This is a genomic window from Desulfomicrobium salsuginis (assembly GCF_054657795.1).
Genome location: NZ_BAAHYA010000002.1, coordinates 1940001 through 1958655, shown reverse-complemented (window position 1 = coordinate 1958655; position 18655 = coordinate 1940001). Strand labels below are relative to the sequence as shown.

Sequence of the window (18655 nt, the reverse complement as noted above, 5' to 3'; positions counted from 1 at the left end):
AAAATTTTTTTGCGTTCACGCACGCAACATTCAAACCGTATCTCCGGATGATCGGGTGACACCATGAAGCACTTTCTATCCATACTGGATCTCAAGGCCACGGAGGCCATGGACCTTGTCCGGCGGGCCAAGGAGATGAAGGACACGGACTACCGGTCCACGCTGCTGGCCGGCAAAACCCTGGCCATGATCTTCGAGAAGGCCTCCACGCGCACGCGCGTTTCTTTCGACGTCGGCATCCGCCACCTGGGCGGCAGCACCATCTTCATGACGCCGGCCGACTCCCAGCTGGGCCGCAGCGAACCCTTGGCCGACACGGCCCGGGTCCTGTCCCGCTACGTGCAGGGCATGGTCGTGCGCACCTTCGCCCAGAAGAACGTCGAGGAATTGGCGCGCTGGGGCTCCATTCCGGTGGTCAACGCTTTGACGGACCTCTACCACCCCTGTCAGGTCATGAGCGACATGCTGACCATCTTCGAGCGGACCACGAATTTCAAAGACCTCGTCGTGTCCTGGATCGGCGACGGCAACAACATGGCCCACTCCTGGATCAACGCCAGCATCTACTTCGGCTTTCAGCTGAACCTGGCCTGCCCCGAGGGCTACATGCCCAGGACCGAGATTCTGGAACGAGCCCTCAAGATGGGCGCCAAGGTCTACATCACCGACGACCCCAAGGCTGCCATCGCCGGGTCCCATTTCGTCAACACCGACGTCTGGGCGTCCATGGGCCAGGAAGCCGAGCAGAAGCGCCGCGAGAAGGCCTTTGCCGGGTATCAGGTCAACGAGGAGCTCCTGTCCCTGGCCGACCCGTCGGCCAAGGTGCTGCACTGCCTGCCCGCCCACCGCGGCGAGGAGGTCAGCGAGGAGGTCTTCGAGGGGCCCAGGTCCATCGTTTTCGACCAGGCCGAGAACCGTCTGCACATGCAGAAGGCCATCCTGGAATGGATTTACAGCTGAGGCGGCCAGTCCGCTCTACATAAAGGAGAAGTTTTCATGCGCAAGATCGAAAAAGTCGTGCTGGCCTATTCCGGCGGTCTCGACACCTCCGCCATCCTCAAGTGGATCAAGAAGACCTACGAGTGCGAGGTCGTCACCATGACCGCCGACCTGGGTCAGGGCGAGGAACTCGACGGCCTGGAGGACAAGGCCCTCAATACCGGCGCCACCAAAGCCTACGTGGTGGACCTGCAGGAGGAGTTCGTCGCCGACTACGTCTTCCCCATGTTCCGGGCCAACGCCGTCTACGAGGGCGGCTACCTGCTCGGCACGTCCATTGCCCGGCCCCTCATCGCCAAGAAGATGGTCGAGATCGCCCTGGCCGAAGGGGCTCAGGCTGTGGCCCACGGCGCCACGGGCAAGGGCAACGACCAGGTCCGTTTCGAGCTGTCCACCCTGGCCCTGGCCCCGCACCTGAAGACCATCGCCCCCTGGCGAGAGTGGGACCTCAACTCCCGCACGCAGCTTCTGGAATTCTGCAAGGAGAACGGCATCCCGGTGCCCGTGACCAAGGAGAAGCCGTATTCCTGCGACCGCAACCTCCTGCACCTGAGTTTCGAGGGCGGCGAACTGGAAGATCCGTGGTCCGAACCCGGCCCGGGCACCTACCAGATGAGCGTCGACCCCGAGCAGGCGCCGGACAAGGCCGAGGTCATCATCCTTGATTTCGAGAAGGGCAACCCCGTGGCCCTGAACGGCCAGGCCCTCACGCCGGCGAAGATGCTCGCCGCCCTGAACGAGTTGGGCGGACGGCACGGCATCGGCCGCCTGGACATGGTCGAGAACCGCTTCGTGGGCATGAAGTCCCGCGGCGTTTACGAGACCCCGGGCGGGGCCATCCTGCAGCGCGCCCACCGCGACCTGGAAGGCGTGTGCATGGACCGCGAGCTGCTGCACCTGCGCGACACACTCATCCCGCGCTACGCCGAGATGGTCTACAACGGCTACTGGTTCGCGCCCGAGCGCGAGGCCCTGCAGGCCTTCATGGACAAGGCCCAGGAGACGGTCACCGGCACGGTGCGCCTCAAGCTCTACAAGGGCGGCGTGTACCCTCTGGGCCGCAAGTCCCCGTACTCGCTCTACAACCCGGAGCTGGCCACCTTTGAGAAGGACGAGGTCTACAACCAGGCCGACGCGGCCGGCTTCATCAAGCTGCACGGTCTGCGCCTGCAGGCCCGCCAGCCTTTCCTGAACAAGATCAAGGGCTAGGACATGAGCGCGGCATCCAAGGAAAAGAAATTGTGGGGCGGCCGGTTCACCGGGGACACCGCCCCCCTGGTCGAGCGCTACACATGCTCCGTGGGTTTCGACTCGCGGCTGTGCGCCCAGGACATCGACGGTTCCAAGGCCCACGCCTCAATGCTGGCGAAGCAGGGCATCATCACCCCGTCCGACTGCGAGGCCATCCACCGGGGGCTGGAGCAGATCCGGGCCGAGATACAGGCCGGGACCTTCGTCTGGCGGCAGGACCTCGAAGACGTGCACATGAACATCGAGCACCGCCTGACGGAGCTCGTCGGCACGCCGGGCCAGAAGCTGCACACCGGGCGTTCCCGCAACGACCAGGTGGCGCTCGATTTCCGCCTCTTCACGGCCGCCTGCCTGGAAGAATGGGCCGATAACCTGAAGGCGCTGGTCGACACCCTCGTGCAGCGGGCCAAAGAGCACCAGGGCGTGCTGCTGCCCGGCTGCACCCATTTCCAGCCGGCCCAGCCCGTCAGCCTGGCCCAGCACCTGCTGGCCTACGCCCAGATGTTCCGCCGCGATCACGACCGCGTGCGCGACGCCCTGAAGCGCGTGTGCGTTTCACCCCTGGGCGCGGCGGCCCTGGCCGGAACCACGCACCCGCTGGATCCCGCCCAGGTGGCCGGGACCCTGGACCTCGGCGGTACTTTCGCCAACAGCATGGACGCCGTCTCCGACCGCGATTTCGTCCTGGAGTCCGTGTTCTGCGGGAGCCTCGTCATGATGCACCTCTCGCGGCTGTGCGAGGAGATCATCATCTGGGCCAACCCGCAGTTCGGCTTCGTGCGCCTGCCCGACGCCTACTCCACGGGCTCGTCCATCATGCCCCAGAAGAAGAACCCCGACGTGGCCGAGCTCATGCGTGGCAAGACGGGCCGCGTCTACGGCGACCTCATGGGCCTCTTGACCCTCATGAAGGGCCTGCCTCTGGCCTACAACCGCGACATGCAGGAGGACAAGGAACCCTTCCTCGACACCCACGACACGGTGTCGCCGTCCCTGGCCATCATGGCCGGCATGCTCTCGGAACTGGGTTTCAACGCCGAGCGCATGCGCCGGGCCCTCAAGGCCGGCTTCCTCAACGCCACGGAACTGGCCGACTACCTGGCGGCCAAGGGCGTGCCCTTCCGCCAGGCCCACCACATCACCGGCGCGGCCGTGGCCTTCGCCGAGGAACGCGGGATCGGTCTCGAGGACATGAGCATCGAGGACCTGCGGCGTTTCTCGGCCGACATCGGCGAGGACGTCTTCGCCGTGCTCGACTACGATAATGCCGTCGCCCGCCGGCACGTTCCCGGAGGCACCGGACCCGATTCTGTCGGCGCGCAGATTTCCGAACTCGCGTCCTGGCTGTCGGAGAAAGTCTAGCGCCGTCGTTTTTTGACGGACAGCACACGAACGCGCCGACTGCCTCGCGCGTCGTGCCGAAAGCCCCCGCCGCTTCGTCGACGGGGGCTTTTTCGTACCCGTGGTTCGGCTGCCATCGTTCGTAGCATACTCATCTATAAGTAGTTATGTGTTCTGATCAGCGTGTAATCAATTAGCCATTTGTATCTGAAAATACGTTTTGTTTCGAGTATCATCCACCTCCTCCTTTCCAATAAACAAGAAGTCATCGAGCAGGAACCATAAGGGAGGATCGTAACATGAAGCTTAATTTTTCAACGGGCGGCAAGTCCGGCAGGGTAGGGGCGGTGATATGCGGTCGTACGCCTGCTTGCGAAGTCGGGATGGTAGCGGCGATGCGTCGCCATGACGGTGCGGGCAACGCCGACGCGTGGTGTATGACAGGGGCGGATGGGACAGCGCCAGACACACGTCATCCTTGCGCGCCCGGATTTTCGGTGCACGAATATTTCTACCGCGATCCTAGGCTGTTATTGACGTCATACGGTAATGTACGTACACGCATTAAAATTTATCGGAAACGGACTGACCGTGCCGGTTTGATGCGAGGAGGTGGGATGAAGGCTCAGATCGTTCGCAAGGTGTGCCATGTCGTCTTCTTGGCGTGCATGTTGTGTCCTGTGCCGGCCTTGGCGGAGAATTCGTATGTAGGCACGGCGGCCTGCAAGGATTGTCACGAGGAACAGTACGACAACTTCACGAAATACGCCAAAAAAGCCCATTCGGACAAGTCCATCAAGATCATGGCGTCGGATTTGACGGAAACGGAGTTGGCCCAGTGTTACGGCTGCCATACTACCGGCTACGGCAAGCCCGGCGGGTTCGTCAGCTACGAGAAGACGCCGCATGTTGCGGACGCAGGGTGCGAAGTGTGCCACGGCCCCGGCCGGGACCACGTCGAGAGCGGAGGCGATACGGAGCTCATCAAGGGCAAGCTGACCATGGAAGACTGCCAGGGCTGCCACAACGAGAGCCGCGTCAAGGCCTTCAACTTCAAGCCCCTGCTGTACGGCGGGGCCCACTAGGAGGCCGCCATGAACATCTTCAGCAGATCCCTGGGCGCCAAGATCCTCGGCATCACCTTTGCGGTGCTCATCCTGACTTTCGGCTCGCTGTTCACGGCAACCTTTTTCATGCAGCGGGCCAGCACCCTGCATGAGGTCGAGGTCAACGCCGCCCGCATTTCGGAGATGCTCTCCATGGCCATCCGCGAACCCATGGCCATCGGCGACAACGCCGGCACCACGGGCAAGTTTGCGGAAGTGGGGCAGCGCTATGAAGACATCGAAATCCACCTGACCAATTTCAAGGGCAACGTCACCTACTCCACCTCGGACCAGTTCCTGCGAAAGGAGGTCACGGACGTCGTCAAGAGCGCGGAACTGACCACCATGCTCGAAGACTGCCTGCGCAAGGACTGCATGAGCCAGTCCATCACCAAGATCGACGGCAAACCCGCCTTCCTCGAAATCAAGTCCATCCCCAACGAAGAGTCCTGCCATCATTGTCACGGGTCGAACCAGCCGGTGCTCGGGGTCATGGTCATGACCCAGGACATTTCGCCCCAGATGAACGCGATGCTGAGCAACCAGACCAAGGTCGGCGGCATCATGGCCGCGGGCCTGGTCGTGCTCCTCGGCAGCCTGTCCTTTTTCCTCCGGCGGGCCGTCCTGGTACCCATCCGTGACGTGGCCGAGGCCACGGAAAAGATCAGCAAGGGCGATCTGACCGTGCACGTGGATACCAGAAGCCGGGACCAGATCGGCCAGTTGGCCCAGAGCGTCAACTCCATGACGGATCATATGCGGTCCATGATGCAGGAGATCATCTCCGGCGTGGGCACCCTGGCCGTGGCTTCGGGTCAGCTCAAATCGGTGTCCGAGACGGTGGCCGACGTGGCTGCGGACAACCAGACCCGTTCCGACGCCGTGGCCGCCGCGTCCGAGGAGATGAGCACGAACATGCGCTCCGTGGCCGCGGCCACCGAACAGGCGTCGGTCAACATCTCGACCGTGGCCGCCGCTTCCGAAGAAATGAGCGCGACCATCGACGAGATTTCGCGCAGCACCGCCAGGGCCAAGGAGATCACCGCGGTGGCCGTGAGCACGGCCGAAGCGACGTCGGCCGACGTCGACCACCTGGGCGCCATGGCCCGCGAGATCCATTCCGTGACCCAGACCATCACGGCCATCTCGTCCCAGACCAACCTCCTGGCCCTGAATGCGACCATTGAGGCCGCCAGGGCGGGCGAAGCCGGACGCGGGTTTGCCGTCGTGGCCAACGAGATCAAGGAACTGGCCAACCAGACCGCTTCGGCCACGGACGAGATCCGGGGCAAGATCAGCGGCATCCAGGGCGCCACCGACCAGACCGTGACGCGCATCAACGAGATCACCAAGGTCATCACCGACATCGACGCCATCGTCACGACCATCGCCGCGGCCGTGGAGGAGCAGTCCGTCACGACCCGCGACATCGCCCAGAACATCGGACAGGCCTCCCAGGGTCTCGATGAGGTCAACCACAACGTGAGCCAGACGTCGGGCGTGGCCGGCGAGATAACCAGCCAGATCGCCGAAGTGAGTTCGTCCGCCACCGACATGACCCGCAACGGCGTCACGGTGCGGGAGCATGCCGAGGAGTTGCGCGCGCTTTCCGAACAGCTTAAAGGGCTCGTGGACATGTTCCGCATCCGGTAGTCCCCACGAATCCAAGCGAGGAAATATTATGAAGAAAGCCATCATGACGGTCCTGTGCATCCTGGCCTTTGTCTGTCAGGGCCATGCCGCCACGTACTCCATTTCCGTGAATCAGTTCGTTGAACACCCATCCCTGGACGCCGTGCTCAAGGGCTTCCAGGACAGTCTGAAGGCCCAGGGCGTCAACGCGACGTACTCGGTGCACAACGCCCAGGCCAACATGGCCACGGCCAACCAGATCGCGGCCCAGATCGCCGGCGAGAAGCCGGACCTGGTTCTGGCCGTCGCCACTCCCTCGGCCCAGGCCTGCGCCGTGGCGACCAAGAAATCGCCCGTTCTGGCCGTGGCGCCGCTGCTCTTCACGGCCATCACGGACCCGGTCGGCGCGGGGCTGGTGGATGATCTCCAGAAGCCGGGCAAGAACATCACGGGCGTGTCGGACATGCTGCCCGTGGACAAGCACATGGCCATGATCCTGCGGTTTTTCCCGAACCTCAAGAAGCTCGGGGTGATCTACAACGCCGGCGAGGCCAATTCCAAGACCACCGTGGCCATGGTCCAGGCCGAAGGTGCCAAGGCCGGCTTCGAGGTCGTCGGAGCCTCCGTGGCCAAGACCAGCGACGTCTACCAGGCAGCCAAGTCCCTGGTCGGCAAGGTCGACGCCATCTACCTGCCCACGGACAACACCGTTATCTCGGCCCTGGAATCCGTGATCAAGGTCTGTGAGCAGGAAAAGCTGCCCGTCTTCTCTGCCGACGTCGATTCCGTGCAGCGCGGCACCGTCGCCGCCCTGGCCTTCGACTACTACCAGCACGGCTATCAGACGGGCCTCATGGCCAAGCGCCTGCTGGTGGACAAGGCCGACCCCGGCACCACGTGCGTAGAGACCCAGCAGGAACTCGTTCTGCACCTCAACCAGAAGGCCGCTGCGAAGATGGGCGTGAAGGTGCCTGAGGACGTGCTGAAGGATGCCGACAAGATCTACAAATAACCGCGGAACGACGTGTTCTGAAAAGAGGCGGCTTGGCCGCCTCTTTTGTTATGGTCCGCCTTGCGGGATGGTGGGGACATGACGGCGGCCTACCGTGCGGCGCGCATCCTGACCATGGACCCCGGGTGCCCCGAGATCGTCGACGGCTGCATCCTGGTCGACGGCGGTCGCATCGTCGCTGTCGTCCCCTGGAAGGAGGCGTCGGGGCCGTGCCGTGATCTGGGCGACGTGACGCTGGTGCCCGGGCTGATCAACGCGCACGCCCATCTGGAGCTGTCACATCTGGCGGGCAGGATTCCCATCGGCATGGGGTTTGAAGCCTGGGCGGACGGGCTGTTCGTGGCCCTGCGCGCCCAACGCGCGTCACGGGCCGATGTGGCGGGCGCAGTGGCCGCGGCCCGGAACTCCGGAACCTGCTTCGTGGCGGACGTTGTCGGCCGGGAGGCGGTGATGGTCCGCGGCGTCCTGGAGGCCGAAGGAATGGGCGGCCATCTTTTTCGCGAAGTGTCCGGCCGTCGCGGTCTGCCCGATTTCACCTCTGCCGACTGGCCCGGCCCTTGGAGCCCGTCGGTGCACGCCCTCTATTCAACGGCCTCGGATCTGGCCCGGGAAGCCAAGGGCTGGTGCGTCTCGCGCGACCGGCCCTTCAGCCTGCACCTGGCCGAGGCGCCGGGGGAGAATGAACTGTTCCTGGGGTGTGGAGGAGCGTTTGCCGAATTTGTGCGCGCCCGCCGCATCCTGCCCAAAGGCTTCGTCTCGCCCGGGATGAGCGCCGTTGCGTACGCGTCCGAGCTTGGCCTGCTGGATGGCAGGACGCTGGCCGTGCACTGCGTCCACATCGACGCGGACGACATCGGCATCCTGGCGCGAAGCGGGGCGGGAGTCTGCCTGTGCCCGCGCAGCAACAGCCGGATCGGCGTGGGCGAGGCTCCTGTCGCGGCCCTGCGAGCCGCCGGAGTGCCCTTGTGCCTGGGTACGGATTCCCTCGCCTCCAACACCGATCCGGACCTGTGGGAGGAACTGCGCGCCGTGAAGACCGTGCTGTCTTCGAGCACGCCGCTGGTCGAGCTCCTGGCCATGGTGACCCTCAATCCCGCGAAGATCCTCGGCATCGACGGAGAGTACGGCAGCCTCCAGGCCGGCCGGCGCGCGGCCTGGGCCATTCTCCCGCAGGATTTTGCCGCATAGCACCCCGCAATCGACGGACGCGCTCCACGGCTGAGGAACGTACGAACTGCGCGGAGCGGTTGGCTATCGCATAAGGTCGGTTTCTGGAGAGGTGCGAGACGGGCGGAGCGGGCTGAACAATGCGTAGGGGTGGCGGAAGCGTATAGGAGTCGAACCTACCGAAGACCTCTCGACCTTCCACCGGTTTTGAAGACCGGGCGCCACACCGGTGACGATACGCTTCCCCCCTTGGGAGGCACGTATCTATCAATGCCCCGCACAATGATCAAGGTTTTCGGGCGACCTTTCAAAAAAGGCGTATTTCTACGAAAATTTGCTTGTCATTCCTGAAACTGAACTTAACAATCACATCTCGTTCAGCTAAGCATGAACCCACTATGACGACAAAGACGGCCGGTGGCGAGGGACCTGTGACGACCCGGCTTATGGAGGTTTTCTCATTTGAACAGTTTTTCCAAGAATCTGGTCCTCTGGGCCGCGATCTGCATGGTCATGATTGTCCTGTTCAACCTGTTCAATCAGCCGCCCGTGCCGCCCAATGATCTCAACTACACGGAATTTCTGACCAAGGTCCGTCAGGGCGAGGTCACCAGCGTCAAGATTCAAGGTTCGCGAATCACCGGCGTGCTGGTCAACGACCAGCGCTTCAGTTCCTATTCGCCCAACGATCCGACCCTGGTCGACACGCTGGTCAAGAACAACGTGCAGGTCAAGGCCGAGCCCGAGGAGGACGCACCCTGGTACATGACGGTGCTCATCTCTTGGTTCCCCATGCTCCTTCTGATCGGCGTGTGGATTTTCTTCATGCGCCAGATGCAGGGCGGCGGCGGGAAGGCCATGTCCTTCGGCCGCTCCAGGGCCAAAATGGTCACCCAGGAGGAGACCAAGGTCACCTTCGCCGACGTGGCCGGTGTGGACGAGGCCAAGGAGGAGCTGCAGGAGATCGTCGACTTCCTGAGCAACCCCAAGAAGTTCACGCGTCTGGGCGGGCGCATCCCCAAGGGCGTGCTGCTGGTCGGCGGTCCCGGCACGGGCAAGACCCTGCTGGCCCGGGCCGTGGCCGGCGAGGCCGGGGTGCCCTTCTTCTCCATCTCCGGTTCCGACTTCGTGGAGATGTTCGTCGGCGTGGGCGCGGCCCGCGTGCGCGACCTCTTCATCCAGGGCAAGAAGAATGCTCCCTGTCTGATCTTCATCGACGAGATCGACGCCGTGGGCCGTCAGCGCGGCGCGGGTCTGGGCGGCGGCCATGACGAGCGCGAGCAGACCTTGAATGCCATGCTCGTCGAGATGGACGGCTTTGAGTCCAACGAGGGCGTCATCCTCATCGCCGCCACCAACCGTCCCGACGTCCTCGACCCGGCGCTGCTGCGTCCGGGCCGCTTCGACCGTCAGGTCGTGGTCCCCAACCCCGACCTCAAGGGCCGCAAGCGCATCCTCGAAGTGCACACGAGAAAGACCCCCCTGTCGCCAGAGGTGGACCTCGACGTCCTGGCCCGCGGCACGCCCGGCTTCTCCGGTGCTGACCTCGAGAACCTGGTCAACGAGGCGGCCCTGCACGCCGCCAAGCTGAGCCAGGACAAGGTCACCATGCTCGATTTCGAGGAGGCCAAGGACAAGGTCATGATGGGCAAGGAGCGACGCTCCATGATCCTGAGCGACGAGGAAAAGAAGACCACGGCCTACCACGAGGCCGGGCACACCCTGGTGGCCAAGTTCCTGCCGGGCACGGACCCCATCCACAAGGTGTCCATCATCCCCCGCGGCCGCGCCCTGGGCGTGACCATGCAGTTGCCCGTGGATGACCGCCACACCTACTCCAAGACCTATCTCCAGAACAACCTGGCCGTGCTCTTCGGCGGCCGGGCGGCCGAGGAACTCGTCTTCAACTCCATCACCACGGGAGCGGGCAACGACATCGAGCGCGCCACGGCCATGGCCAAGCGCATGGTCTGCGAGTGGGGCATGAGCGAGGAGTTCGGCCCCATGGCTCTGGGTAAGAAGGACGACGAGGTCTTCCTGGGCCGTGACATGGCCCACATCAAGGACTACAGCGACGAGACCGCCAAGCTCATCGACCTCGAGGTCAAGCGCATCCTGGGCGACGCCTACAACCGCGCCAAGACCATCCTGCAGGACAACATCGAACTCCTGCACGCCCTGTCCCTGTCCCTCATCGAACGCGAGACCCTCACGGGCGAGGAAGTGGCCAAGATCATCCAGGGAGAGCCTCTGGCCCCGCAGGGCAATGGCGGCCGGAACGCGGCCGGTGCTGCGGCCGCTGATTCGTCCGCGGAAGCGGGCGAGGAGGGCTTCGCCCTGGACGAGGGGGACGCGGGCGACAAGGCGGGCGAGTAGCGCATGTCCCGGGAGAGAGCAGAGAACGTCTCCTGGGATGTGCTCAGGGGCAGGACCCTCGGTCCTGCCCCCTTTTTTGTCGTCGGAATCCTGAACGCCACCCCTGATTCGTTCTACGACGGCGGCAGCGCCTGCGGTACCGAAGCGCTGGTGGACAAGGCACTGCATCTTCTTGACCAGGGCGCGGACATTCTGGATATTGGCGGCGAGAGCACCAGGCCCTTCGCCGAAGCGGTCCCGGCGGACGTCGAACTGCAGCGCGTCCTGCCGGTGGTCGAGGGGGTGCTCCGGGCACGCCCGGACGCGGTCCTGTCCGTGGACACGACCAAGGCCTGCGTGGCCAGGGCCTGCCTGGAGGCCGGCGCCGTCATCGTCAACGACGTTTCGGCCATGGGCGTGGACCCGGGGTTCATGGACGTGGTGGCCGACCTGAAGCCGGGCTACGTGCTCATGCACAGTCAGGGCGCTCCCGGGAACATGCAGGTCGCGCCGAGATACGACGATGTCGTGGACGAGATCAGGGCTTTTTTCGCCGCACGTCTCGAAGCGCTGGTCCGGGCCGGCGTACCCGAGGGGAACGTGGTCCTGGACCCCGGCATCGGGTTCGGCAAGACCCTGGGCCACAACCTGGAGATCCTGCGGAATATCGAGCGGTTTTTCGAGTTCGGGCGGCCGGTGTACATGGGCCTTTCCAACAAGTCGCTGTGGAAGGGATTGCTTGGGCGCGACGGCAGGGATCGCAACGCCCCGACCCTGGCGGCCACGGTGACGCTCTACGGTCGGGGGGTCCGCATCCACCGCGTGCATGAGGTGCGTGAGGCGCGCGACGGCCTGCTGGTCGCGCGGGCATTGGCGGGAGAAGGGGAGGACGGGTGCTGAGCTACACCATCGGCAATTTGCAAGTCACCTGGAAGGACATCCTGGACGTCCTGCTGGTGGGCTACATCTTTTTCCGGATCATCCTGTTGATCAAGGGCACCCGCGCCGTTTCCGTCATCTACGGCCTGCTGCTCATCGTCATCGCCTACTTCGCGGCCGGGGAATTCGGCCTGTACACTCTCAACTGGCTGCTGGGCAATTTTCTGGGCTCCATCTTCCTCGTGGTCATCATCCTGTTCCGCCGGGACATCCGCAAGGCCCTGGCCGTCATGGGCGCGACCACGATCTTCAAGAAGGACACCGTGCAGTCGGCGGTCCTCGACGACCTCATTCTGGCCCTGGTGCAGATGGCCAAGAGCAAGACCGGGGCGCTCATCGTCATCGAGCGCAACATCCCCCTTGGAGACGTGGTCTCGGGCGGCATCGAATTACACGCCGCCTTCAGCAAGGACCTGCTCCTGACCATCTTTCATCAGGACACGCCCCTGCACGACGGTGCCGTCATCATCCGCGACAACCGCATCGAGGCCGCGGCGTGCATCCTGCCCCTGGCCGTGGGCCTCAAGCACGAGGCAGCGCTGGGCACGCGGCACCGCGCGGCCATCGGCGTGACCGAGGAGACCGACTCCGTGGCCCTCATCGTGTCCGAGGAGCGGGGCAGCATATCCCTGGCCGTGGGCGGGCGGATCACGAGCAGCCTCAATGAGGTCCGCCTGAAGAAAGTTCTTGCCGCTGCGTTGAGGAAATGATGTGGAATAACTGGCAATACAGAGCGCTGGCCCTGCTTCTGGCATTGGCGTGCTGGTACGTGGTCTCGGGGCAGGAGAAGGTCGAGACGTGGCTCGAGGTGCCGCTCGAATTCGTGAATCTCCCCCAACAGATGGAGATCACCTCCGGGCTGGTCAACAAGCTGCAGGTGCGCATTCGCGGCACGAGCAACCAGGTCCGGTCCCTGAACACGGGCCGGCTGGCCTACAAGCTCGATCTGGCCAAGGTTCAGGTCGGGGCCAACGTCATTCCCCTCGTGCCCGAGAGCATGGCCATTACCTCGGCGGTGGAGGTCGTGGAGATCAATCCGACGCGCCTGGAACTCGTGGCTGACGTCATGGTTTCCAAGAGCGTGCCGGTCCACCTTGACTGGGAAGGGCTGCCCGGCGAAGATACGCAGTTCAAGAACGCCACCGTGGTGCCGGATCAGGTCACCGTGACCGGGTTCGCCAGCGCCTTGGAGAAGGTGGACAGAATCCCCACGGTGCGCGTGCAGGTCCCCGAGGACGGCAGCCTGACGGCGTCGGGCCGGGCCCGCCTGCTGCTTCCCCCGGATGTGCGCACGTCGGTGTCCTCGGTCAGCTATGACGTGCACTTCGGGCACATCAAGCAGGAAATCTGGATCAAGGTGAATCTGGAAGCCGTGGAGTATCCGGCCTTCACGTACGTCATGGAACCCAAGTTCGTGCGTGTCAGGCTGCTCGTGCCGGTGCGGCTCCTCAAGGACAAGGATTGGCGGGAGCAGCTGCGCATGGTGGTGGACCCCGGGGGAAATCCGGCCCTCGGGCAGAGCGTCGTCAAGCCCGAACGCCTTTTTCCGGACGGGGTGGAGCTGCTGGAGTCCAAGCCCGAGGAAGTGGAAATCATCGTGCGGCGCAACGAGTCGCTGACCCCATAAGAGGAGAGCGGATGGGCAGGCTTTTTGGAACGGACGGAATCAGGGGGCGCGTCAACAGCCACCCCATGCAGCCGGAACTCGTGCTGCGTCTCGGGTTGGCCGCGGGCCAGTATTTCCGCAACGGCAGCAGGCGGCACCGAGTCGTCATCGGCAAGGACACGCGCCTTTCGGGGTACGTCTTCGAATCTGCCCTGACTTCGGGCTTCTGCGCCGCCGGCATGGACGTCTTCCTGGTCGGCCCCATGCCGACCCCGGCCATCAGCTTTCTGACGCGCAGCATGCGCGCCGACCTGGGCGTGGTCATCTCCGCCTCCCACAACCCGTACATGGACAACGGCATCAAGTTCTTCGACAAGGACGGCTTCAAGCTGGCCGACGAGGCGGAGAACGAGATCGCGGCCATGGTCACGGATCCGGCCTTCGCCTGGGACTACCCGGCGTACGATCAGGTCGGCCGGGCCAGGAAGATTCAGGATAGCCCGGGGCGCTACATCGTCGAACTCAAGCACAGCTTTCCGGCGGGCATGACCCTGGACGGCCTGACCATCGTCCTCGACTGCGCCCACGGGGCCGCGTACCGCGTCGCGCCGCTCATCTTCGAGGAGCTCGGCGCCAAGGTCGTGACCCTCGGCGTTGAGCCCGACGGCCTGAACATCAACAGGGGCTGCGGTTCCCTGCACCCCGAGGGGCTCGCGGCCAAGATCCGGGAGCACAGGGCCGACATCGGCCTGGCCCTGGACGGGGACGCCGACCGGCTCATCGTGGTCGACGAGCACGGCACCGTGCTCGACGGGGATCAGATCATGGCCGTGTGCGCGGACGAGATGCTGTCCCGCGGGACCCTCGCCGGCAACACCCTGGTCGCCACGGTCATGAGCAACATGGCCCTGGAGGTCTTCATGCAGGAACGCGGCGGCCGGCTGTTGCGGACCAGGGTCGGCGACCGGTATGTCGTTGAGGAGATGCGCAAGGGCGGGTACCTTCTCGGCGGGGAACAGTCCGGCCATCTGGTCTTCATGGAGCATTCGACCACGGGCGACGGGACCTTGGCGGCGCTGCAGCTGCTGCGCATCATGGTCGCCAGACAGCGTTCCATCTCCGAGATTGCCGGGCTGTTGACGCCTTTCCCCCAGAAGCTCGTCAACGTGAAGGTCAAGCGGAAAGTCCCCTTTGTCGACGTACCCTCCATCCAGGCGGCGGTGAAGAACGCGGAGGAGCGTCTGGGCAGGACGGGTCGCGTTCTGCTGCGCTATTCCGGGACCGAGTCCCTGGCCCGCATCATGGTCGAAGCCCAGGATGAATATCTGGTCAACGACCTGTGCGACGATCTGACCCAGGCCGTGGAGACGAGTCTGGACTGAAATACAATTTTTGAGGAGCGGGGGAAGCCCGCCCTCGTCGGGTTTAAACAAGGAGCGATCCATGCAGGTACGTAAAGTTGTCATTCCGGTGGCAGGGTGGGGAACCAGATCACTTCCGGCGACCAAGAATGTGCCCAAGGAAATTCTGCCGGTGTTCCGGAAACCCTCCATCCAATATATCGTGGAGGAGGCCATCGCCTCGGGCCTGTCGGACGTGGTGTTCGTCAACAACCAGAACAAGCGCATCATTGAGGACCATTTCGACTACAACCTCGCCCTGGAGCAGTTGCTGGAACGCAAGGGGCAGACGGATCTGCTGGCCGAGGTGCGCAAGGTGGCCATGATGGCCAACATCATAGTCGTGCGTCAGAAAGAGCAGCTGGGCCTGGGCCATGCGGTGCTTTGCGCGAAGGAGGTCGTCAAGGACGAGCCCTTCGCCGTCATGGTTGGCGACGACCTCATGTTCAACCGTGACCCCGGCATCAACCAGCTCCTCGAAGTCTGGAAGAACGAGCGCATGCCCGTGGTCGGCGTCATGGAAGTGCCGCGCGACCGCGTCAGCAAGTACGGCATCATCGACGCCGAGGAGTTCGCGCCCGGACTGTACCGCATCCGCGGCGTGAAGGAGAAGCCCGACATGGAAAGCGCGCCGTCGCGGCTGGCCCTGGTGGGCCGTTACGTGCTGACGCCCGAGGTCTTCAAGCATCTCGAAGGCTTGAAGCCCGACCACACCGGCGAGATCCAGCTGACCGACGCCCTGCAGTCCATGGCGCGGGAGAATCGCCTTCTGGCCGTGAAGCTGCGCGGACAGCGCTTCGACGTGGGCGACTGGGTGGACTATCTGACCGCCAACATCTACTTCGCCCTGCAGGACGAGGATCTGCGCTACGACCTCATCGCCCGCCTGCGCGAACTGATCCCGCCTTCCCGCTAGACGCCATCCCGATCCTCACGGGGGAACGGTCCGGTCCGTTCCCCCTCTCTTTTTCGTGGAGCCCATGAGTCAGTACTGTTCCGTCCTCCTCCTCTGCGCCCCGTACAGCGCCCTGACGTATTCCCTGCCCGCGTCCCTGCCGAGTGAGATGTGGCGGGAGGGCGTGCGCGTCATCGTCCCCTTGGGGCGGTCGCTGCGGGTTGGGGTGATCGTGGGGACGGACGTGCCCGAGCCCGAAGGGTGCGCGTGCCGCGACGTGGTCTGGCCCGTGGACCTGGAGCCTTTTTTCTCCCCAGCCTACCTCGATTTCATTCGTGACCTTTCCGTGCGCCAGATGGACGCGCCGGGACGGATCCTGGCCCGCGTGCTGCCGTCGGCGCTGCGCGAGGTCCCGTCCTTCAGGTCCCGCGATGGCCGGATCGTCCCCTTGGGCGAACTGGACGGGAGCGGGGACCGCGTCGGTCTGGCCGCAGCGTGGCTGGATGGCGGATTCTCGCCCGTCGTGGCCCAGCGCCGGACCGAGCGGCTCTACTCCCTGACGTCGGAGCCGCCTTGGGCCGTCCGCCCGCAGGCCACGGCCCAGCTCGACGTCCTGCGCTACCTGGACGTGCACGGCGTGTCGTCCTCCAAGGCCCTGGCCGGGCATTTCGGCAAAAGCGTCGCGCAGGTGCTGGCTACCCTGGCGCGCAAGGGATTGGTCCGGGAAGTCGAGTCCGCGTTTGAAATCGCTGACGTCTGCGCGTCGGGCCCGGTGCGGCTGACCCTTACGCCCGAACAGGAACGGGCCGTGGGCGGGTTCTGGGGGCTCCTTCAGGCTGATGCGCCCGAATCGGCACTGCTTTTCGGCGTGACGGGCAGCGGCAAGACGGCCGTGTACATGGAACTGGCCAGGCGGGCCCTGTGCGCTGGCCGGCATGTCATGCTCCTGGCCCCGGAAGTGGCCATCGCCCTGAAACTCTTCGAGGATGTGCGCTCGGCCCTGCCCGAGGCGCCGGTGCGGTTGTTTCACGGCTACCTGGCCGCCGGGGAGCGGCTGCGGACGTTTGCGGAGCTGGCCGGCAGGACGGAGCCCTGCATCGTCGTCGGCACCAGGTCGAGCCTCTTTCTGCCGCTGGAGCCCGGGCTGGTCATCCTCGACGAGGAGCACGACGCCTCCTTCAAGCAGGACGAAGGCCTGGTCTACCAGGCCAGGGAGCTGGCCTACGGCCGTATCTCCCGCAGCGGGGGGCTGCTGCTCATGGGATCGGCCACGCCGGACGTGAAGGTCTTTCATGCGGCCCGCAGCGGCGGCATCGCGGTGGAATCTCTTTCAAACCGCATCGGCGAGTCGCGGTTGCCCGAGGTCACGCTGGTGGACCTGCGCTCCGAACCTCCAGAACACGGGCCCTTCGCCACATCCGTGCGTGACGCCCTGGTGGCGACGATTCGGGCCGGGGAGCAGGCGATCATCCTGCACAACAGGCGCGGCTACGCGCCCGTCCTTTACTGCGAGTCGTGCGACACGCCTCTCAAGTGCCCGCATTGCCAGGTCTCCCTGACGCTGCACAAGCGGCGCGAACTACTGCTGTGCCATTATTGCGGCTACACGCTGCTCTTTCCCCTGTCCTGCCCGTCGTGCAAAGGCCACGAGTTTCTGCCCCTGGGGGCCGGGACCGAGCGCCTGGAGGAGTTTTTGCGCGACGAACTGCCCCAGGACACGCGCATCCTGCGCCTGGACCGCGACACGGCCCGCCGGGCGGGCTCCATGCAGGACACCTTGTCGGCCTTCGCCAGACAGGAGGCCCAGGTCCTGGTCGGCACGCAGATGCTGAGCAAGGGGCACCACTTTCCGAACGTGACCCTGGTGGTGGTCGTGGACGGCGACCTGGGCTTGAATCTTCCGGATTACAGGGCTACGGAACGGTCGTTCCAGATGCTCGTGCAGGTCGCGGGCCGGGCCGGCCGCGGGGACAAGCCCGGCCGGGTGCTGATCCAGACCAGGAACCCCGGGCACTACTGCTGGCAGTATATCCGCGACAACGATTACGAAGGTTTTTTCGACAGGGAGATCGCCCTGCGCCGGGCCATGGGCTATCCGCCCTTCGTCAAGCTGGCCCTGGTGCGCATCTCCCTGCCAACGGACCAGCCCGAGGGCGAACTGCTGGCGAGCTTCGGGGGACGCATCCGCGCCCTGGGGGCTGCGTCCGGTGTGAGGGTTCTGGGGCCGGCGCCTGCGCCGCTGGCCGTGCTGCGCGGGCGAAAGCGCTTCCAGTGCCTGCTCAAGGCCGACAGCTGGCCGGCCATCAGGGGCGTGTGCGCCGAGATGCGCAAGACGCTGCGTACGGAAAAAAATGTCCGCATGTCCGTGGATCTCGATCCCGTGGACATGCTCTAGCCGTTTCATACCCGAGGGGAAAAATGAAGAATATCAGAGTGGCCGATGTCCTTTTGTCCGAGTCTGAAGTGCCGTCGCTGGTGGTCCAGGGCTGGGTGCGGACCAAGCGCGAGAGCAAGGAGTTCGTCTTCCTTGAGATCAATGACGGCTCGTGCCTGAAGAACCTGCAGGCCATCGTCGATGCCGGGGCTGAGGGGTTCGGACTGATGGAGAAGGTCGGGACGGGCGCGGCGGTCCGCCTGGAGGGAGCGTTGGTGGAATCTCCTGGGCAGGGTCAGAAGTGGGAGCTCAAGGCCCACAGCCTGGAAATTCTGGGCGAGACGGACCCGAGCTACCCGCTCCAGAAGAAGCGGCACACCGACGAGTATCTGCGTACCATCGCCCATCTGCGTCCCCGCACCAACAAGTTCGGCGCCCTGAACCGCATCAGGGCTGAGCTGTCCTACGGGGTGCATCGCTTCTTCCACGAGCAGGGATTCTTTCATGTGCACGCGCCCATCATCACGGGGTCGGACTGCGAGGGCGCCGGCGAGATGTTCCAGGTCACGACCCTGAAT

The 18655-nt window shown here is 64.5% G+C and carries 15 protein-coding genes and 1 tRNA gene (1 of these 16 running past the window's edge); 15 read left to right on the top strand and 1 reads right to left on the bottom strand.

Going from position 1 to position 18655, the window contains the following annotated elements; genetic code table 11:
• Positions 1 to 63 precede the first annotated feature (63 nt).
• The 7 genes from argF to ACYQ3G_RS15795 all read left to right on the top strand — a co-directional run bounded on the left by argF (position 64) and on the right by ACYQ3G_RS15795 (position 8529).
• Positions 64 to 960 (top strand): ornithine carbamoyltransferase, encoded by an 897-nt coding sequence (gene argF, locus ACYQ3G_RS15825; protein ID WP_028577920.1) that lies wholly within the window; start codon positions 64 to 66, stop codon positions 958 to 960.
• 36 nt (positions 961 to 996) lie between these two features.
• On the top strand, positions 997 to 2208 hold the full coding sequence (locus ACYQ3G_RS15820) for an argininosuccinate synthase (protein WP_459827289.1): 1212 nt from the start codon (positions 997 to 999) through the stop codon (positions 2206 to 2208).
• Between the two features lie 3 nt (positions 2209 to 2211).
• The gene (gene argH, locus ACYQ3G_RS15815) at positions 2212 to 3612 is read left to right on the top strand and encodes an argininosuccinate lyase (RefSeq protein WP_459827287.1); all 1401 of its coding nucleotides are present in this window, start codon (positions 2212 to 2214) and stop codon (positions 3610 to 3612) included.
• Positions 3613 to 4208: 596 nt separating this feature from the next.
• Entirely contained in the window at positions 4209 to 4676 is a 468-nt protein-coding gene (locus ACYQ3G_RS15810; protein ID WP_028577917.1) for a cytochrome c family protein, read from the top strand.
• 9 nt (positions 4677 to 4685) lie between these two features.
• Positions 4686 to 6350 carry a methyl-accepting chemotaxis protein gene (locus ACYQ3G_RS15805; protein ID WP_459827284.1) on the top strand — a complete coding sequence of 555 codons (1665 nt, stop codon included), beginning with the start codon at positions 4686 to 4688 and terminating at the stop codon, positions 6348 to 6350.
• 28 nt (positions 6351 to 6378) lie between these two features.
• On the top strand, positions 6379 to 7341 hold the full coding sequence (locus ACYQ3G_RS15800; protein WP_459827281.1) for an ABC transporter substrate-binding protein: 963 nt from the start codon (positions 6379 to 6381) through the stop codon (positions 7339 to 7341).
• A 78-nt stretch (positions 7342 to 7419) separates the two neighbouring features.
• Positions 7420 to 8529, top strand: coding sequence for an amidohydrolase family protein (locus ACYQ3G_RS15795; RefSeq protein WP_459827278.1), 1110 nt, complete (start codon positions 7420 to 7422; stop codon positions 8527 to 8529).
• Positions 8530 to 8659: 130 nt separating this feature from the next.
• Here the strand turns inward: ACYQ3G_RS15795 and ACYQ3G_RS15790 are convergent.
• Positions 8660 to 8753 (bottom strand) — tRNA-Sec (locus ACYQ3G_RS15790).
• A gap of 217 nt (positions 8754 to 8970) precedes the next feature.
• On the opposite strand from ACYQ3G_RS15790, the gene ftsH reads away from it, so the two are divergent.
• The 8 genes from ftsH to asnS all read left to right on the top strand — a co-directional run.
• Positions 8971 to 10884 (top strand): ATP-dependent zinc metalloprotease FtsH, encoded by a 1914-nt coding sequence (ftsH, locus tag ACYQ3G_RS15785; protein ID WP_459827276.1) that lies wholly within the window; start codon positions 8971 to 8973, stop codon positions 10882 to 10884.
• A gap of 3 nt (positions 10885 to 10887) precedes the next feature.
• Positions 10888 to 11763 (top strand): dihydropteroate synthase, encoded by an 876-nt coding sequence (gene folP, locus ACYQ3G_RS15780; protein WP_459827273.1) that lies wholly within the window; start codon positions 10888 to 10890, stop codon positions 11761 to 11763.
• Positions 11757 to 12512, top strand: coding sequence for a diadenylate cyclase CdaA (gene cdaA / locus ACYQ3G_RS15775; RefSeq protein WP_028577911.1), 756 nt, complete (start codon positions 11757 to 11759; stop codon positions 12510 to 12512). Before folP ends, cdaA begins: the two co-directional genes overlap by 7 nt.
• A complete protein-coding gene (locus ACYQ3G_RS15770; RefSeq protein ID WP_459827269.1) occupies positions 12512 to 13429 on the top strand; it encodes a CdaR family protein in 918 nt (305 codons plus the stop codon). Before cdaA ends, ACYQ3G_RS15770 begins: the two co-directional genes overlap by 1 nt.
• Before the next feature lie 11 nt (positions 13430 to 13440).
• On the top strand, positions 13441 to 14790 hold the full coding sequence (gene glmM, locus ACYQ3G_RS15765) for a phosphoglucosamine mutase (protein WP_459827266.1): 1350 nt from the start codon (positions 13441 to 13443) through the stop codon (positions 14788 to 14790).
• Positions 14791 to 14851: 61 nt separating this feature from the next.
• Entirely contained in the window at positions 14852 to 15724 is an 873-nt protein-coding gene (gene galU, locus ACYQ3G_RS15760) for a UTP--glucose-1-phosphate uridylyltransferase GalU (RefSeq protein WP_028577908.1), read from the top strand.
• 64 nt (positions 15725 to 15788) lie between these two features.
• Positions 15789 to 18098, top strand: coding sequence for a replication restart helicase PriA (gene priA / locus ACYQ3G_RS15755; protein ID WP_459827261.1), 2310 nt, complete (start codon positions 15789 to 15791; stop codon positions 18096 to 18098).
• A gap of 23 nt (positions 18099 to 18121) precedes the next feature.
• Positions 18122 to 18655: the start of an asparagine--tRNA ligase gene (gene asnS / locus ACYQ3G_RS15750; RefSeq protein WP_459827258.1), read on the top strand. Its footprint extends 849 nt past the window's final position; the window shows 534 of its 1383 coding nt (coding positions 1–534); its start codon is at positions 18122 to 18124; the stop codon falls past the right edge of the window.